Origin of the sequence: Streptomyces marianii (assembly GCF_005795905.1) — a bacterium.
GTDB classification, from domain to species: Bacteria; Actinomycetota; Actinomycetes; order Streptomycetales; family Streptomycetaceae; genus Streptomyces; species Streptomyces marianii.
In genome coordinates, this window is sequence record NZ_VAWE01000001.1 from 3019520 (window position 1) to 3036535 (window position 17016).

Sequence of the window (17016 nt, forward strand, 5' to 3'; positions counted from 1 at the left end):
GTGGCCGCGCGCGGCACCCTCGCGTCCCGTCGCCCGGACCGTCGCCCGGACCGTCGCAGCCGCGCCGGTGCCGGCGTCCGCGCGCCCGCCGTGCATGATCCCGGACCGGGCACCCCGGACCGAGGGCACGGGCCCGGGCGCCGCCGGAGCGGACTGAGCCCTACCTCACAATCCCGGACGGCGGGGGGCGTCTTACGCTTGTGGGCGCGCTGCCAATGGATGCCAGCCGCCGTCTGCCGAGTGAGGAATGGCCGCAATGCCCCCTGTCTCCCGTCCGACCCGCCCTGCGTTCGAGTACACCGATCTGCTCCCGCTGGGCGAGGACACCACGCCCTACCGCCTGGTGACCGCCGAAGGCGTCTCCACCTTCGAGGCCGACGGACGTACGTTCCTCAAGGTCGAACCGGAGGCGTTGCGCAAGCTCGCCGAGGAGGCCGTCCACGACATCCAGCACTACCTCCGCCCGGCGCACCTCGCCCAGCTGCGCAAGATCATCGACGACCCCGAGGCCTCGTCGAACGACAAGTTCGTCGCGCTGGACCTGCTCAAGAACGCGAACATCGCGGCCGCCGGCGTGCTCCCCATGTGCCAGGACACCGGCACGGCGATCGTCATGGGCAAGCGCGGGCAGAACGTACTGACCGAGGGCGGCGACGCGGAGGCGCTGAGCCGCGGCATCTTCGACGCCTACACCGAGCTCAACCTGCGCTACTCGCAGATGGCCCCGCTCACCATGTGGGAGGAGAAGAACACCGGCTCGAACCTGCCCGCGCAGATCGAGCTGTACGCCACCGACGGCGGCGCGTACAAGTTCCTCTTCATGGCCAAGGGCGGCGGCTCCGCCAACAAGTCCTTCCTCTACCAGGAGACCAAGGCGGTCCTGAACGAAGCCTCCATGATGAAGTTCCTGGAGGAGAAGATCCGCTCGCTGGGCACCTCCGCGTGCCCCCCGTACCACCTGGCCGTCGTCGTCGGCGGCACGTCGGCCGAGCACGCGCTCAAGACCGCGAAGTACGCCTCCGCGCACTACCTGGACGAGTTGCCGGAGGAGGGTTCGGCCCTCGGCCACGGCTTCCGGGACAAGGACCTGGAGGAGAAGGTCTTCGAGCTGACCCAGAAGATCGGCATCGGCGCGCAGTTCGGCGGCAAGTACTTCTGCCACGACGTGCGGGTGGTGCGGCTCCCGCGGCACGGCGCCTCCTGCCCCGTGGCGATCGCCGTGTCCTGCTCCGCCGACCGCCAGGCCGTGGCGAAGATCACCGCCGAGGGCGTCTTCCTGGAGCAGCTGGAGACGGACCCGGCGCGCTTCCTGCCGGAGACGACGGACGAGCACCTCGACGAGGGCGGCGACGTCGTGAAGATCGACCTCAACCAGCCGATGGACGAGATCCTCGCCGAGCTGACCAAGTACCCGGTCAAGACCCGGCTTTCGCTCACCGGTCCGCTCGTCGTGGCCCGCGACATCGCGCACGCCAAGATCAAGGAGCGGCTGGACGCGGGCGAGGCGATGCCCCGGTACCTCAAGGACCACCCGGTCTACTACGCCGGTCCCGCCAAGACCCCGGACGGTTACGCGTCCGGCTCCTTCGGCCCGACGACGGCCGGGCGCATGGACTCCTACGTCGAGCAGTTCCAGGCGGCGGGCGGCTCCAAGGTCATGCTGGCCAAGGGCAACCGCAGCAAGCAGGTCACGGACGCCTGCAAGGAGCACGGCGGCTTCTACCTCGGCTCGATCGGCGGCCCCGCGGCGCGCCTCGCGCAGGACTGCATCAAGAAGGTCGAGGTCGTCGAGTACGAGGAGCTCGGTATGGAGGCCGTCTGGAAGATCGAGGTCGAGGACTTCCCCGCCTTCATCGTCGTCGACGACAAGGGCGGCGACTTCTTCCAGGACCCCGCGCCCGCGCCGACCTTCACCACCATCCCGGTCCGCGGCCCCGGCCTGGCCTGAGCCCGGGTCCGGCCCGGTCCGGTCCGGTCCGGTCCGGTCCGGGTTCGGACGACCGGAACCGGAGGGTCCCCGGACCCGCACCACAGCACCCGAGAGGGCCGCGCCGCTCCGCTGCGGCGGGGCCCTCTTCCGTGTCCCGCCCCGCCTCCGGGCCGCTGAGACGCGGCTCCCCGGCGGTGCCGCCTCCCCGGTCCGGTGCCGTCGAGGCCTTCTACTGGCCGGGTGCACGCTCGGGAATACCCGGAACCAGGGGCGTGCTGACCGTGTTCAGGAGGTTTGAGGATGTCCGACGCGAGCGAGACCGCAGGCCGTCACCGGATCGAGTACGACTCCATGGGGGAGGTGCGGGTGCCGGAAGCCGCCAAGTGGCGGGCCCAGACCCAGCGGGCCGTGGAGAACTTCCCGATCTCCGGACAACGGCTGGAACGCGCCCATGTGGAGGCGCTGGCCCGGATCAAGGCAGGCGCCGCCAAGGTCAACGCGGAGCTCGGCGTGCTGGACGAGGACATCGCCCGGGCCGTCCAGGACGCGGCCACGGAGGTCGCCGAGGGCCGCTGGGACGACCACTTCCCCGTCGACGTCTTCCAGACCGGCTCGGGGACGTCGTCCAACATGAACATGAACGAGGTCCTGGCCACCCTGGCGAGCGAGCGCCTCGGCCGCGACGTGCACCCCAACGACCACGTCAACGCCTCGCAGTCGTCCAACGACGTCTTCCCCTCCTCGATCCACATCGCCGCGACGGCGGCCGTGACGAGGGACCTGGTTCCCGCGCTGGAGCAACTGGCGTTGGCGCTGGAGCGCAAGGCCGGGGAGTTCGCCGGCGTGGTGAAGTCCGGCCGTACGCACCTGATGGACGCGACACCGGTGACTCTCGGCCAGGAGTTCGGCGGCTACGCGGCGCAGATCCGGTACGGGATCGAACGGCTGAACGCGTCGCTGCCGCGGCTGGCCGAACTCCCGCTCGGCGGTACGGCGGTGGGCACGGGCATCAACACACCTCCCGGGTTCCCGGCAGCGGTCATCGCCGAGGTGGCGCGGACGACCGGGCTGCCGCTGACCGAGGCGCGCAACCACTTCGAGGCACAGGGCGCCAGGGACGGGCTGGTCGAGACGAGCGGCCAGCTGCGGACGATCGCCGTCTCGCTCACCAAGATCTCGAACGATCTGTGCTGGATGGCGAGCGGGCCGCGCACCGGGCTCGCCGAGATCCGGCTGCCCGACCTCCAGCCGGGTTCCTCGATCATGCCGGGCAAGGTCAACCCGGTCGTCCCCGAGGCCGTCCTCATGGTGGCAGCCCAGGTCATGGGCAACGACACGACGGTCGCGGTGGCGGGCGCGGCGGGCAACTTCGAGCTGAACGTGATGCTCCCGGTGATGGCCAAGAACCTGCTGGAGTCGGTGCGGTTGCTCGCGAGCGCGTCCCGGCTGCTCGCCGGGCGCACCGTGGACGGCATCACGGCGGACGAGGAGCGGGCCCGCGAGTACGCCGAGTCGTCCCCCTCCGTCGTCACCCCGCTCAACAAGTACATCGGGTACGAGGAGGCCGCGAAGGTCGCCAAGAGGTCGCTGGCCGAGCGGAAGACGATCCGTGAAGTGGTCCTGGAGGGCGGGTACGTGGAGCGCGGCGCGCTCACGCTCGAGCAGTTGGACGAGGCGCTCGACGTGCTGCGGATGACCCGCCCCTGAGGTGCTCGCCGGGGCGAACGTTGCCTGACGCGGCACTAGGATCTCTGCATGACGGGATCGGCGGGCTCTGAGCACTGGGCGCCGGGGGAGCAGATCCTCTGGCGGTATCGCGGCAACGGCTCCTCCGACGTGCACATCTGCAGACCCGTGACCGTGGTCCGGGACACCGACGAGTTGCTGGCGGTGTGGATGGCCCCGGGCACCGAGTGCGTGAAACCGGTGCTCGCCGACGGGACGCCCGTGCACCACGAACCGCTCGCCACGCGGTACACGTCGCCCCGGACGACCGTGCGCGCCCGCTGGTCCGGAGCGGGCGTGCTGAAGCTGGCCAGACCCGGCGACGCGTGGTCGGTGTGGCTCTTCTGGGAACAGGGCTGGCAGTTCAGGAACTGGTACGTGAACCTGGAGGAACCGCATCTGCGTTGGTCCGGCGGGATCGACTCCGAGGATCATTTTCTGGACATCGCCGTGCAGCCGGACCGCAACTGGCAGTGGCTGGACGAGGACGAGCTCGAACAGGCGTGCACGGCCGGACTGATGGGCGAGGAAAAGGCGCGGCTGGTGCGTGCGGCCGGGCTGGAGGCGGTCGAGGTGATCGGCGACTGGGGCCCGCCGTACTGCGACGGCTGGGAGGGGTGGCGGCCCGACCCGAGCTGGCCTGTACCGAAGCTTCCGGCCGACTGGAATCGGACCCCCGCACCCACGTCCGCATGACGACGCCGTGAGACCCTTGATGCGCCCCCGGGGTTGAAACGTAGGATCGTCCTCCGCAAGGCCACATGGCATCAACGATTGAGCGCAGTACAAAAACTGACCGTAAGTCATCACAAGGGGGACTGAACCGTGCCGGATGTGCGCCCGGATCTCCCCCGATCTGTCGACGCCCCGCCCGGATTGGGTATGGGCTATATCGACCTTCCAGGGGCGTTGCCGCCCCGGGCCCGGGGCGTGTTGGCCCGATGGTCCCGGGAACCGCGGCGCAGCCAAGATCGTCACCGCCCCCGGAGGCGCACAGCGGCACCCGAGGCGCCGGGACCCGCCGTGCCGGTCATGCCGGTCGTGCCGTGCCCGGCAGGATCGGCAGGACGGTTCCCAGCCTCGCACCACCGGCCCGGACGGACGGAATCCCAGGCGTGACGGAGCACCCCACCTCCCACGAAGGCCGGCAGCCCGTGGCTGCCCGGCCGCAGGAGCGCACCCGGCCGCGGCAGGAGGCCGCCGCCGACGCCCCCCTGCCGGCCGCGGCCACCGCGGTCCCGCCGCAGCCGACCGCGCCCCCGGAGCCGCCGCAGGATCCCGCCGGCCTGGCGCGCCGCGAGGGCGACCGGCTGCGTTTCGTCGGGGCGGCGACCCGGCGGATCGCCCGCGGAATAGACCTGGACGAGATCGTGCTCGGGCTGTGCCGGGCCACGGTGCCCACGTTCTCCGACGCGATCCTGGTGTACCTGCGGGACCCGCTGCCCGTGGGCGACGAGCGGCCGGTGGCGCCGTTCGTGCTGAGGCTCCGCCGGACCGACAGGTTGCGCTTGACCGACGAGGACACCGACGGCGCTCTGATCGGCGGCGCCCAGGTGCCGGTGCTCGGCACCCCGGCGGACGTGGCTCCGGCCGCCGAACTGTGCGAGGTGATCTCCGGCGGTGCGCTCGCGGAGGTGCTGCGGGGTGTGCGCCCGGTCTTCGGCGACTCGGCCGCGGCCCGGGCCGCGCTGCCCGAACTGCTGGGCGACGGCAAGACCCTGCCCGCGGGGCAGCGGGCGATCCTGGCCCCGCTGCGCGGCCGGCGCCGGGTCACCGGCGCCGCGATCTTCCTGCGGCGTCCGGACCGGCCGGCCTTCGAGCCGGACGATCTGCTCGTGGCCGCCCAGCTGGCGACGCACACCGCGCTCGGCATCGACAAGGCGGTCCTGTACGGCCGTGAGGCGTACATCGCGGACGAGCTGCAGCGCACGATGCTGCCCGAGGGGCTGCCGCAGCCGACCGGCGTAAGGCTGGCCTCGCGCTATCTCCCGGCCGCGGAGACGGCCCGGGTCGGCGGCGACTGGTACGACGCCATCCCGCTGCCCGGCAGCCGGGTCGCGCTGGTCGTCGGCGACGTCATGGGCCACTCGATGACCTCGGCCGCGATCATGGGCCAGCTGCGGACGACGGCCCAGACCCTCGCCGGTCTGGACCTGCCGCCGCAGGAGGTGCTGCACCACCTCGACGAGCAGGCACAGCGGCTCGGCACCGACCGCATGGCGACCTGCCTGTACGCGGTCTACGACCCTGTGTCGCACCGGATCACGATCGCCAACGCCGGCCATCCGCCGCCGATACTGCTGCACCTCGGCGGCCGGGCGGAGGTCCTGCGGGTGCCGCCGGGCGCCCCCATCGGCGTGGGCGGGGTGGACTTCGAGGCCGTGGAGCTGGACGCGCCCGCCGGGGCGACGCTGCTGCTGTACACGGACGGGCTGGTGGAGTCGCGGCTGCGGGACGTGTGGACCGGGATCGAGCAGCTGAGGGAGCGGCTGGCCGCGACGGCGCAGCTCACCGGCCCCGACCACCCGCCGCCGCTGGAGGCGCTCTGCGACGACGTGCTGGACATGCTCGGCCCGGGCGACCGGGACGACGACATCGCGCTGCTCGCGGCACGTTTCGACGGGATCGCTCCGAGTGACGTCGCCTACTGGTTCCTGGAGCCGGAGGACTCCGCCCCCGGCCGGGCCCGCCGACTGGCCCGCAGGGCGCTGGCACGTTGGGGCCTGGAGGAACTGTCCGACTCGGTGGAACTGCTGGTCAGCGAGGTGGTGACCAATGCCGTTCGGTACGCGGAGCGGCCGGTGACCCTGCGGCTCCTGCGCACCGAGGTGCTGCGGTGCGAGGTCGGCGACGACTCCCCGCAGCTGCCCCGCCAGCGGCGGGCCCGGGACACGGACGAGGGCGGCCGCGGGCTGTTCCTGGTGAACCGGCTGGCCAGACGGTGGGGGGCGACGCGGCTCTCCACGGGCAAGGTCGTCTGGTTCGAGCTGTCCACTCAGGCGTGACTCTATGGGGACCAATCCTGGATCCGGTCCAAATGTTGCCGACTTCGCATGTGAGGAGTTGACTGGGGCACACGGCCGAAGCGACCACATTCCCCTCGATGGACGGGAGGACGCTCGTGACCGAGTCACCCCCCAAGGCTTCGTACACGACGAGCAACCACGGCATTCCCGTGGAGAGCGACGAGCACTCGCTGACCGTGGGGCCGGACGGCCCGATCCTTCTGCAGGACCACTACCTGATCGAGAAGATGGCCCAGTTCAACCGGGAACGGGTCCCCGAGCGGGTGGTGCACGCCAAGGGCTCCGGCGCGTACGGCTTCTTCGAAGTCACCAACGACGTCAGCCAGTTCACCAAGGCCGACCTGTTCCAGCCGGGCAGGCGCACCGAGATGCTGGCCCGGTTCTCCACGGTCGCCGGTGAGCAGGGTTCCCCGGACACCTGGCGCGACCCGCGCGGCTTCGCGCTGAAGTTCTACACCGGGCAGGGCAACTACGATCTGGTCGGCAACAACACGCCGGTCTTCTTCGTACGCGACACGATCAAGTTCCAGGACTTCATCAGGTCGCAGAAGCGCCACCCGGCCACCGGGTTGCGCGACAACGACATGCAGTGGGACTTCTGGACCCTCTCCCCCGAGTCGGCGCACCAGGTCACCTGGCTGATGGGCGACCGGGGCATCCCCAAGACCTACCGCCACATGAACGGCTACGGATCACACACCTACATGTGGATCAACGGTGCCGGTGAGCGGTTCTGGGTGAAGTACCACTTCAAGACCGACCAGGGCATCGACTTCCTCACCCAGGAGGAGGCCGACGAACTCGCCGGTTCCGACGCGGACCGGCACCGGCGCGATCTGTACGACTCGATCGAGGCCGGGAACGCGCCCTCATGGACCCTGAAGGTCCAGATCATGCCGTTCGAGGACGCCGCGGACTACCGGTTCAACCCCTTCGACCTGACGAAGGTGTGGCCGCACGGGGACTACCCGCTGATCGACGTGGGCCGGATGACACTGAACCGGAACCCGGAGGACTACTTCATCCATATCGAGCAGGCCGCCTTCGAACCGTCGAACATGGTTCCGGGCATCGGCCCCTCGCCGGACAAGATGCTGCTCGGCCGGCTGTTCTCGTACCCGGACACCCACCGGTACAGGATCGGCCCCAACTACGCGCAACTGCCGCCCAACCGGCCGCACGCGCCGGTGAACTCGTACGCCAAGGACGGCCCGATGCGCTACGCGCCGTCCTACGCCGCGCGGCCCTACGCCCCGAACTCCTACGGCGGCCCGGCCGCCGACTTCGCGCGCTTCGGCGACCCCGCGGGGTGGGCGACGGCCGGTGAGATGGTGCGTGAGGCGTACAAGTTGCACCGCGAGGACGACGACTGGGGCCAGGCGGGGACGATGGTCCGCAACGTCCTGAACGACGCCGCCCGTTCACGGCTGGTGTCGAACGTCAGCGGCCATCTGAAGCAGGGCGTCTCACGACCGGTGCTGGACCGGGCGGTGCAGTACTGGCGCAACATCGACAAGGAGATCGGCGACCGGATCTCCAAGGAGGTCAACGGAGGCTGACCGCCCGCCTCCGTGCGACCACACGGAAGGCCCGGCGCTCCGGCGCCGGGCCTTCCCGGGTCTGGCGGCCCCCGTGTCCCGAGGGCTGTCCCACGGTTCCCCCGGGGGACAGCCCTCAGGTGTTCTGGGGCCGGGGCGGCCGCGCGCCGGACGTCGTCCCCGCCGTCGTCCCGTCCGTGGTGCCGGAATCGGTTCCGCCGTCGCTCTCGCCGCCCTCCGTGGTGCCGGAGTCGGTCCCGCCGCCCTCGGTGGTACCGCTGTCGGTGCCCTCCGTGGTGCCCGTCGAGTCGCCCGGCCCCGTGGACTCGTCGCCCGACTGCGACGGATCGGGTGAGTTGCTCGGCCGGTCGTCCGGCTGCTCCGACTGCGACGGCTCGTCCGAGGGCTCCTCCGGCTCCTCGCTCTCGGAGGGCGACCCGCTCGGACTCGCCGGGAGCTCCTCCTGCACCGGCTCCAGGAGATCCAGGTCGAACCGCTCGTCCGAGCCGCCGCCGAGCGCACCGGTCGTGTACTGCTGCCAGATCATGGCCGGCACGCCACCGCCGTTGGCGCGGCCCTCGTTGACGGTATCGGTCAGAGTGACCTGACGACCCTTGGCGTCCTCTCCGAACAGGCCGACGGCGGTCACCAGTTCGGGCGTGTACCCCACGAACCAGGCCGAGCGGTTGTTCTCCGAGGTGCCGGTCTTGCCGGCCGCGGAGTAGTCGCCCTGGGCGTTGCGCCCGGAGCCGTTCCGCACCACGCCGGTCATGGCCTGGGTCACGGTGTCGGCGGCCTCCCGGCTGATGACCCGGTCACCGCCCTCGGGCGCGGCTCCCGCCTCGCGGGTCCGGTGCTTGACGTCCTTCACGATCGACGGCACGACCTGCTCGCCGTGGTTGTCGAGGGTCGCGTAGACCGCTGCCATGTCCCAGGTCGAGGCGCCCATCGTGCCGAGCGACATCGCCGGCCGCACCGGCCAGCCCTCGCCGTCGTGCATCCCGAGGCCGACCGCGGTCTCCTTCACGTCGCCGGGGCCGACGTCCACGATCATCTGGGCGTACACCGAGTTGATCGAGCTGTTGGTGGCTCTCTGAACGGTGACGGGGCCGTAGCTGCGGTCGTCCTCGTTCTCCGGCGCGAAGGGCGTGTCGCTGCCCTCCACCGGGCGCTTGCTGTTGCCGTCGTAGATCGTGCTGAGGCCGATCCGCCGGCCGTCCTGGGTCTCGGCCCCGTTCTCCAGTGCGGAGGCGAGCACGACGGGCTTGAACGTGGACGCGGGCTGGTAGTCGCGCCGGGTGGCGTTGGAGATCCAGTGCTCGGTCGCGCCGACCCCGCCGTACAGGGCGACGACCTTGCCGGTCTTCGGGTCGACGGAGGTCGCCCCCGCCTGGACGGTCGCGTCGCGCGTGTCGCCCTCGCGGTCGAGCTTCTCCTCCAACTGCTCGCCGACGGCCTCGACGAGGGCGTCCTGGCGCTTCTTCTCGATGCTGAGCGTGATCGTCCAGCCGCCGGCCTCGATCTGGTCCTCGCTGACGCCGCGCCTGGCGAGTTCGGCGTTGGCCGCCTTGACGAGGTATCCGGTCTGCCCCTCCATGCCCGGGGCCGCCTTCGGCTTCTTCGGCACGGGGAACGTGAGGGCCGAACGCGCCGACGCGTCCAGCCAGTTCTCCCCGACCATGTTGTCCAGGACGTAGTTCCAGCGCTCGGTCACCAGCTTCCTGCCGGCCGGGGACGCCACCGCCCAGTCGTACTGACTGGGGGCCTGGAGCAGGGCGGCGAGATAGGCGCCCTCGGCGACGGTCAGCTTCTGGGCGTCCTTGCGGTAGTACGCCTGGGCCGCGGCCTGGATGCCGTAGGCGCCGCGCCCGTAGTAGCTGGTGTTCAGGTAGCCGGCGAGGATCTCGTCCTTGTCCTTCTGCTGGTCCACCTTCAGCGAGATCACCAGCTCCTTGAGCTTGCGGGTGACCGTCTGGTCCTGGTTCAGGTAGTAGTTCTTGACGTACTGCTGGGTGATCGTGGAGCCACCCTGCTTGCCCCCGCCGGTCAGGGTGTTGAAGACACCACGCGCGGTTCCCTTCAGGTCGACGCCGGAGTCCTTGTAGAAGGTCTTGTTCTCGGCGGCGACGAAGGCCTTCTCGACCTCGTCCGGGATCTTGTCCAGGCCGACGATCTCGCGGTTGACGGAGCCGGTACGGGCCAGGATGGAGCCGTCGCTGTACTTGTAGACGTTGCTCTCCTTCTCGGCCTGCGCGTTGGCCGTGGGGACCGGCACCAGCAGGTAGACGATGAAGAGCGCGCCCATGCCCAGCAGGCAGAGGGTGAAGAAGGTGCCCAGCAGCTTCCGCCAGGTGAAGAAGCGCCGTATCCCCCCGGCCTTGCCCGCCCGGCGCGCGTCGCGCTGCCGGGTTCTCCGCGCTTCCGCTCGGCCCATCGCTTCTTTACTCCGCTCTCTGTTCCGCGCTCGTCGTCGGTCGTTGGTCGTGCCGTACCCCGGCGTTCTTCGCCAGACCAGCTCAGAAAGCTAACACCGGTCGCACAGACAAAGGACTACCGATCCGGTCTTTTCCGGACGTGACAATCAGCACCCGTCTCACAAGGAACCGACTCATGAGGGGTGCACAGGGTTGCCGGTTGAGATAATGTGTAATCACATTGCTAGCTAGTCGGGCCGCCGGTGCGGCCCGCGGAACGGGGGACGAGAATGCCTGCGACCAGCACATCCCTGCGCCACGACGACGTACCCGAGATGCCCGCGCCGAAGGTCAGGGAGTTCGCCGCGCACAGCATCAGCGGCGGCCTGGCACTGCTGCTCGTGCTGGCCGGACTCGCGGCCGGCGTCGCACTGATCGCGACGGGCCCCACAGCGACGGCGACGGCCGCCGCGGCCGCACTGGTCGTGCTCGGAGTCGTCGTGGTGGGCGCCTCCGCCCTCTCGATGTGCGGACTCAACATGATCGCGCCGGGCGAGGCGCGGGTGGTGCAGCTCTTCGGCCGCTACCGGGGCACGATCCGCACGGACGGACTGCGCTGGGTCAACCCGCTGACCACCCGGACGAAGATCTCGACCCGGATCCGCAACCACGAGACCGCGGTGCTCAAGGTCAACGACGCCTACGGCAACCCGATCGAACTCGCCGCGGTGGTCGTGTGGAAGGTCGAGGACACCGCACAGGCGATGTTCGAGGTGGACGACTTCCGGGAGTTCGTCTCCACCCAGACCGAGGCGGCGGTGCGGCACATCGCGATCGAGTACCCGTACGACGCCCACGACGAGGACGGCCTGTCGCTGCGCGGCAACGCCGAGGAGATCACCGAGAAGCTCGCCCTGGAACTGCGCGCACGGGTCGAGGCCGCGGGCGTCCACATCGTCGAGTCCCGCTTCACCCACCTCGCGTACGCACCCGAGATCGCCTCGGCCATGCTCCAGCGCCAGCAGGCGGGGGCCGTGGTCGCCGCCCGCCGGGAGATCGTGGACGGCGCGGTCGGCATGGTGGAGACCGCGCTGTCGAGGATCGCCGAGGAGGGCCTCGTGGAGCTGGACGACGAGCGCAAGGCCGCGATGGTGTCGAACCTGATGGTGGTGCTCTGCGGGGACCGTGCCGCACAGCCCGTCCTGAACACGGGCACGCTCTACCAGTGACCCCTCCCGAACGGAAGCAGGTGCTTCTGCGGCTCGACCCGGCGGTGTACGAGGCGCTGGCGCGCTGGGCGTCGGACGAACTGCGCAGCGCCAACGCGCAGATCGAGTTCCTGCTGCGCCGGGCACTGTCGGAGTCGGGCCGGCTGCCCGGCGGCGTCAGGCCCATCCCCCGCCGCGGACGGCCGCCGAAGGCACCGCCCGAGGAGTAGCCGGGGCCGTCCGCGGAGGGGGCCCGCCGTTCGGAGACCACCGGCCGGCGAGGCGGCCGCGCGGGAGCCGAGCCCCGGGACGGAAGAGGGGGACGGCACCGGCGGCCGTCGACCGGGCCGCGGCCGCGGCCGCGCCATGACGGGCGTCGGCGCCGTCGTGGTGCTCCCGATGACGCTCCTCAGCCTGCCGTCGCCGCTCCGGCCGATGCGACCTGAAGGCCTGCGGAGGCGGCGAGCCCGCCGTCGTGGACCACGCGCACCGGAAGGTCACCCAGCGCTTCCCGGAGCGCGCCCGCGAACTGCTCGAACTCGCCCTGGCGGGCCGCCCCCGTGCGCATCGCCAGGGCGACGCGGCGGGCCGGGGCCGGGTTCGCGAAGTAGCCGGTGGCCAGGGCCGGATTGCGGCCGGTCTCGACCTGGACTGCGGTGTGCGGGAGGAGGGTGACGCCCAGTCCTCCCGCGACCAGCTGGACCAGCGTGGACAGCCCGGCGGCGGTGGTGGTGACCGGCGCCCCCTCGGCGCGGCCCGCCTCCCGGCAGATGTCGAGGGCCTGGTCGCGCAGGCAGTGACCCTCGTCGAGCAGCAGTAGCGGGAGCTCCCGGAGCGCGTCGCGCGGAATGCCCTCGCGGCCGCCGAGCCAGTGGTCGTCATACGTCACCAGCACGAAGTCCTCGTCGAACAGCGGCAGTTCCGTCACCCCGGGCACCCCGAGGGGGACGGCGAGGAGCAGCAGGTCGAGCCGGCCCGCCGAGAGCCCCTCCAGCAGCGACGACGTCTGCTCCTCGTGGACCTGGAGTTCCAGTTCCGGATAGCGCTCGTGGACCAGCCGCAGCACGTTCGGCAGCAGGTAGGGCGCGACGGTCGGGATCACCCCGAGCCGGAGCACCCCGGTGAACGGCGCGCGTACCGCCTCGGCCTCCTCAAGCAGTTCGCCGACGGCGTCGAGGACCGCCTTGGCCCGGACCGCCAGCCGCTCACCCGCGGACGACAGGAGGACCTTCCGCGTCGTACGCTCCAGCAGCTGGACACCCAGTGCCTCCTCCAGCGCCGACACGGCCCCGGACAGCGCGGGCTGACTCATCCCGATTGCGGCGGCCGCGTCCCGGAAGTGCAGATGCTCGGCGACGGCGGCGAAGGCTCGAAGCTGAGCGAGGCTGGGCTGCTTACCCCGATTTGACCCATTCATCGCCACCACTGATAAGTACCTCCGATCACGGCGACCCAGTCTAGCTATTTCTTTGATCAATGCACTCTGTGCCAGGGTGGGGATCCGTCCAACCCCCCGGAGGCCCTCACGAGGGGCTTCCTGTTGCAAGGAGAGCGCGTGCTCACTGTCGGTGACCAGTTCCCCACCTTCGAACTGACCGCCTGCGTCTCGCTGGAGAGCGGCCAGGAGTTCGAGCAGATCACCCACAAGTCCTACGAGGGCAAGTGGAAGGTCGTCTTCGCGTGGCCCAAGGACTTCACCTTCGTCTGCCCCACCGAGATCGCCGCGTTCGGCAAGCTGAACGACGAGTTCGCCGACCGCGACACCCAGGTCCTCGGCTTCTCCGGCGACTCCGAGTTCGTCCACCACGCCTGGCGCAAGGACCACGACGACCTGCGTGACCTGCCCTTCCCGATGATGGCCGACTCCAGGCACGAGCTGATGCGCGACCTCGGCATCGAGGGCGAGGACGGCTTCGCCCAGCGCGCCGTCTTCATCGTCGACCCGAACAACGAGATCCAGTTCACGATGGTCACCGCCGGCTCCGTCGGCCGTAACCCCAAGGAGGTCCTGCGGGTCCTCGACGCCCTGCAGACCGACGAGCTCTGCCCCTGCAACTGGACCAAGGGCGAGAACACCCTCGACCCGGTCAAGCTGCTGGCCGGTGAGTGAGCATGGCGCTCGATGAGCTGAAGTCCGCCCTGCCGGACTACGCCAAGGACCTGAAGCTGAACCTCGGTTCGGTGATCGGCAACAGCGACCTCCCGCAGCAGCAGCTGTGGGGCACCGTCCTGGCCTGCGCGATCGCCTCCCGCTCGCCGATCGTGCTGCGCGAGCTCGAGCCCGAGGCCAAGGCCAACCTGTCCGACGAGGCGTACACCGCCGCCAAGTCGGCCGCCGCGATCATGGCGATGAACAACGTCTTCTACCGGACCAGGCACCTGCTGTCGGACCCCGAGTACGGGACGCTGCGCGCCGGTCTGCGGATGAACGTCATCGGCAACCCCGGTGTCGAGAAGACCGACTTCGAGCTGTGGTCGCTGGCCGTCTCCGCGATCAACGGCTGCGGCCAGTGCCTGGACTCCCACGAGCAGGTGCTCCGCAAGGCGGGCGTCGAACGCGCCGTCGTCCAGGAGGCCTTCAAGATCGCCTCGGTGATCCAGGCCGTCGGGACCACGCTGGACGCGGAAGCCGTTCTGGCCGAGTAGTCACGTCCCGGCCGGACGGCCGGACGTGAGGAGGGCGCCCCGCCCGGCTGCGTGCCGGGCGGGGCGCCCTCACCGTACGCGGGGTCCCGCAGACCGCAGGCCCGGACCGCGGACACCCCCGTCGCGCCGCCGAACGCCCGCAGCCACGGCCGCCGGGGCAGCCGACGCTCGTCACCGGACGGTCCCGCCCGCACGGCGACCGTCTCACCCGAACCGGTGCGCGGGGCCGGGAGGCCGGCCCCGCGCACCGGTTCGGGCGGGATATCACGTGCGTTCCTCGTCCTCGGGGGGCGAGGACTCGGGCTTCGGCGCGGGCGGGGACGGGGAGGGGGCGAGGTCCATCACCGTCGCCCCGTGCGGAGCGGGACCGATCCGGCTCACCTGGCCCCGGCCGTACGCACGCAGATAGGTGACCACCGTGTTCGTGACCGCGACCAGCGGCACCGCGACCACCGCGCCGCCGATTCCGGCCGTCAGACCGCCGGTGGCGACGGCGAGGACCACGGCCAGCGGATGGACGCGGACCGCGCGGCCGAGGATGAACGGCTGCAGCACGTGCCCCTCGATCTGCTGCACGGCGAGCACCACCAGCAGCACCATGAGGGCGGTGACCACGCCCTGGGTGACCAGTGCGACGACGACCGCGAGGGCCCCCGACACGACCGCACCCACGAGGGGGATGAAGGAGAACAGGAAGATGAAGACGGCGAGCGGAACGGCCAGCGGCACATCGAGGAAGTAGATGCCCAGTCCGATGAAGATCGCGTCGATGAGGGCGACCACCACCGTGCCCCGCACGTACGCCGTCAGCGTCCGCCAGGCGCGCGGGCCGGCACCGGCGACACCCGGGCGGGCCGCCCAGGGCACCAGCTTCAGGGACCACTGCCAGATCCGCTTCCCGTCGTAGAGCAGGAAAAGGGTCGAGAACAGCGCCAGCAGCATCCCGGTGAGGATCTCCACCATCACGCTCACGCCCTCGAGCCCGGCGGAGGTGATCTCCTGTGTGTTGGTGCCGATGGTGTCCTGGAGGTTGTTCGCGATGTCGTTGATCTGGCGCTCGGTCACATGGAACGGGCTGTTGAGCAGCCAGCGCTTGAGCTCCTCGATACCGTCCTTGACCCGGTCGGCGACGTTGTCGAGGTTGTCCATCACCTGCCAGACGACGAACCAGCCGACGAGGCCGATGACGACGAAGCCCAGGATCGCCGTGACGGCCGTGGCGAGCCCGCGCGGCAGGCCGAACCCCCGCAGACGGGCCACGGTCGGCTGCAGCAGCGCGGTGACCAGCAGGGCCGCGACGAAGGCGAGCACGACGAGCTGGACCGCGCTGATGACACGCATCAGCACCCAGAGCGTTCCGGCCAGGACCAGCAGCCGCCAGCCCGCCTCGGCCGCGACCCTCATGCCCCAGGGGATGGCCTCGACCGGATGGGGCCTCACCGGAACGGCCGGGGCGTACGCGGGCGGCGGCGGGACGTGCTCGGGCGGGTTCACGGCGCCGAGATCGCCGTCGCCCATGCCGTTGCCGTTGCCGTTACCCGCGGCCGCGGCCCGGCGCTCCTCCAACCGTGCCCCGAGCCGGGACAGTCCGGCCCCCAGCCGGCCCAGCCAAGCTGGCGTCTTCGACATCTCGCGCTTCCCTCTCCCCCCAAGGTCCGTCCCGACCGTACACGCACCGAGCCCCCCACCGTCGGACGGTGAGGGGCTCAGCGGAGTCGAGCAGCCGGAACTCCCGGGAATCCGGGGCCCGGTCGGTACCGGTTGCCGCCTGGTACCGGCCGTCGGGCCGGTACCGATGGTCGGCCTAGTACCAGTTGTTGGCCTGCCAGAACGACCAGGCACCGCAGGGGCTGCCGTAGCGGTCGTTCATGTAGTTGAGACCCCACTTGATCTGGGTCGCGGGGTTCGTCTGCCAGTCCGCGCCGGCGGACGCCATCTTGGTGCCCGGCAGCGCCTGGACGAGGCCGTAGGCACCGGAGGACGGGTTCTGGGCCCGGTAGTTCCAGCTGGACTCGTGGTCCACGATGTTGCTGAAGCACTGGAACTGGTCGCCGGGGACCATCTGGCGGGCCATCGCCTGGACTTCGGAGATGCTGTACGAGGACTGCGTCGTGAAGCTCGAGGCGTCGCGGACGGCGGACCGGCTGGCGCGCTCCTCGGCCTCCTTGGCCTCGGCCTCGCGCTGGGTCTTCTCCTCGGCGGCTTCCTTCTTCGCCTCGGCGTCCTTGGCGGCCTGGACGCGAGCCGCCTCCTCGGCGGACTTCCTCGCGGCCGCGTCGGCGGCGGCCGCCTGCGCGTCGGCCTGCTGGGTCAGGGATGCGACCTGAACCTGGGCCTGCTCACCGACGGGGATGTCCGCGAGGAGCGTCGCGTCTGCCGCGGTCGTCTCCAGGTTGTCGCCGTTCGCGGGCACGGCGTTGCCCGAGGCAACACCCACGACAGCGCCGACAGTGGTGACTGCGGTGGCGGACGCCACTGCGAATCCCCGGACCGAGATCCGGCTCACACGGTTTCCTTCCAGCATCGCCC

At 70.7% G+C, this 17016-nt stretch carries 13 protein-coding genes; 9 read left to right on the forward strand and 4 right to left on the reverse strand.

Annotation, left to right across the window (positions count from 1 at the left end):
- Positions 1 to 256: 256 nt before the first annotated feature.
- The 5 genes from FEF34_RS13455 (at position 257) to FEF34_RS13475 (ending at position 8240) form a co-directional block, all read left to right on the forward strand.
- Complete coding sequence (locus tag FEF34_RS13455; RefSeq protein WP_138053407.1) at positions 257 to 1948, forward strand: fumarate hydratase; 1692 nt, start codon at positions 257 to 259, stop codon at positions 1946 to 1948.
- A 282-nt stretch (positions 1949 to 2230) separates the two neighbouring features.
- Positions 2231 to 3637, forward strand: a complete 1407-nt coding sequence (locus FEF34_RS13460; protein ID WP_138053408.1) for a class II fumarate hydratase — start codon at positions 2231 to 2233, stop codon at positions 3635 to 3637.
- Positions 3638 to 3685: 48 nt separating this feature from the next.
- Positions 3686 to 4351: a cytidylyl-2-hydroxypropylphosphonate hydrolase gene (fomD, locus tag FEF34_RS13465; protein WP_138053409.1), complete on the forward strand. Its 666-nt coding sequence runs from the start codon at positions 3686 to 3688 to the stop codon at positions 4349 to 4351.
- Positions 4352 to 4770: 419 nt separating this feature from the next.
- A complete protein-coding gene (locus FEF34_RS13470) occupies positions 4771 to 6660 on the forward strand; it encodes an ATP-binding SpoIIE family protein phosphatase (protein ID WP_138053410.1) in 1890 nt (629 codons plus the stop codon).
- A gap of 98 nt (positions 6661 to 6758) precedes the next feature.
- Positions 6759 to 8240, forward strand: coding sequence for a catalase (locus tag FEF34_RS13475; protein ID WP_234042383.1), 1482 nt, complete (start codon positions 6759 to 6761; stop codon positions 8238 to 8240).
- Between the two features lie 115 nt (positions 8241 to 8355).
- Here FEF34_RS13475 and FEF34_RS13480 read toward each other — a convergent pair whose 3' ends face one another.
- On the reverse strand, positions 8356 to 10653 hold the full coding sequence (locus FEF34_RS13480; protein WP_138053412.1) for a transglycosylase domain-containing protein: 2298 nt from the start codon (positions 10651 to 10653) through the stop codon (positions 8356 to 8358).
- A 270-nt stretch (positions 10654 to 10923) separates the two neighbouring features.
- Between FEF34_RS13480 and FEF34_RS13485 the strand changes: the two genes are divergently transcribed.
- Both FEF34_RS13485 and FEF34_RS13490 read left to right on the forward strand, forming a co-directional pair.
- A complete protein-coding gene (locus tag FEF34_RS13485; protein ID WP_234042384.1) occupies positions 10924 to 11862 on the forward strand; it encodes an SPFH domain-containing protein in 939 nt (312 codons plus the stop codon).
- On the forward strand, positions 11859 to 12071 hold the full coding sequence (locus FEF34_RS13490) for a hypothetical protein (protein WP_138053413.1): 213 nt from the start codon (positions 11859 to 11861) through the stop codon (positions 12069 to 12071). Before FEF34_RS13485 ends, FEF34_RS13490 begins: the two co-directional genes overlap by 4 nt.
- 179 nt (positions 12072 to 12250) lie before the next feature.
- Here the strand turns inward: FEF34_RS13490 and FEF34_RS13495 are convergent, their stop codons facing one another.
- The gene (locus tag FEF34_RS13495; RefSeq protein WP_138057462.1) at positions 12251 to 13258 is read right to left on the reverse strand and encodes a LysR substrate-binding domain-containing protein; all 1008 of its coding nucleotides are present in this window, start codon (positions 13256 to 13258) and stop codon (positions 12251 to 12253) included.
- Positions 13259 to 13396: 138 nt separating this feature from the next.
- Here FEF34_RS13495 and FEF34_RS13500 point away from each other — a divergent pair, with 138 nt between their 5' ends.
- The gene (locus FEF34_RS13500) at positions 13397 to 13951 is read left to right on the forward strand and encodes a peroxiredoxin (RefSeq protein ID WP_138053414.1); all 555 of its coding nucleotides are present in this window, start codon (positions 13397 to 13399) and stop codon (positions 13949 to 13951) included.
- 2 nt (positions 13952 to 13953) lie between these two features.
- Positions 13954 to 14487 carry an alkyl hydroperoxide reductase gene (locus tag FEF34_RS13505; protein ID WP_138053415.1) on the forward strand — a complete coding sequence of 178 codons (534 nt, stop codon included), beginning with the start codon at positions 13954 to 13956 and terminating at the stop codon, positions 14485 to 14487.
- A gap of 264 nt (positions 14488 to 14751) precedes the next feature.
- Here the strand turns inward: FEF34_RS13505 and FEF34_RS13510 are convergent, their stop codons facing one another.
- Together FEF34_RS13510 and FEF34_RS13515 are read right to left on the reverse strand one after the other, a co-directional pair.
- On the reverse strand, positions 14752 to 16116 hold the full coding sequence (locus FEF34_RS13510; protein WP_138053416.1) for an AI-2E family transporter: 1365 nt from the start codon (positions 16114 to 16116) through the stop codon (positions 14752 to 14754).
- A 175-nt stretch (positions 16117 to 16291) separates the two neighbouring features.
- Positions 16292 to 16993: an aggregation-promoting factor C-terminal-like domain-containing protein gene (locus FEF34_RS13515; protein WP_138053417.1), complete on the reverse strand. Its 702-nt coding sequence runs from the start codon at positions 16991 to 16993 to the stop codon at positions 16292 to 16294.
- Positions 16994 to 17016 lie beyond the last annotated feature (23 nt).

What these genes read in the sequence shown, in the direction of transcription:
- FEF34_RS13495 (WP_138057462.1), bottom strand. Translation starts at nt 13,258, where the DNA reads ATGAATGGGTCAAATCGGGGTAAGCAGCCCAGCCTCGCTCAGCTTCGA.
- fomD (WP_138053409.1), top strand. Translation starts at nt 3,686, where the DNA reads ATGACGGGATCGGCGGGCTCTGAGCACTGGGCGCCGGGGGAGCAGATC.
- FEF34_RS13505 (WP_138053415.1), top strand. Translation starts at nt 13,954, where the DNA reads ATGGCGCTCGATGAGCTGAAGTCCGCCCTGCCGGACTACGCCAAGGAC.
- FEF34_RS13485 (WP_234042384.1), top strand. Translation starts at nt 10,924, where the DNA reads ATGCCTGCGACCAGCACATCCCTGCGCCACGACGACGTACCCGAGATG.
- FEF34_RS13455 (WP_138053407.1), top strand. Translation starts at nt 257, where the DNA reads ATGCCCCCTGTCTCCCGTCCGACCCGCCCTGCGTTCGAGTACACCGAT.
- FEF34_RS13475 (WP_234042383.1), top strand. Translation starts at nt 6,759, where the DNA reads ATGGACGGGAGGACGCTCGTGACCGAGTCACCCCCCAAGGCTTCGTAC.
- FEF34_RS13510 (WP_138053416.1), bottom strand. Translation starts at nt 16,116, where the DNA reads ATGTCGAAGACGCCAGCTTGGCTGGGCCGGCTGGGGGCCGGACTGTCC.
- FEF34_RS13480 (WP_138053412.1), bottom strand. Translation starts at nt 10,653, where the DNA reads ATGGGCCGAGCGGAAGCGCGGAGAACCCGGCAGCGCGACGCGCGCCGG.
- FEF34_RS13460 (WP_138053408.1), top strand. Translation starts at nt 2,231, where the DNA reads ATGTCCGACGCGAGCGAGACCGCAGGCCGTCACCGGATCGAGTACGAC.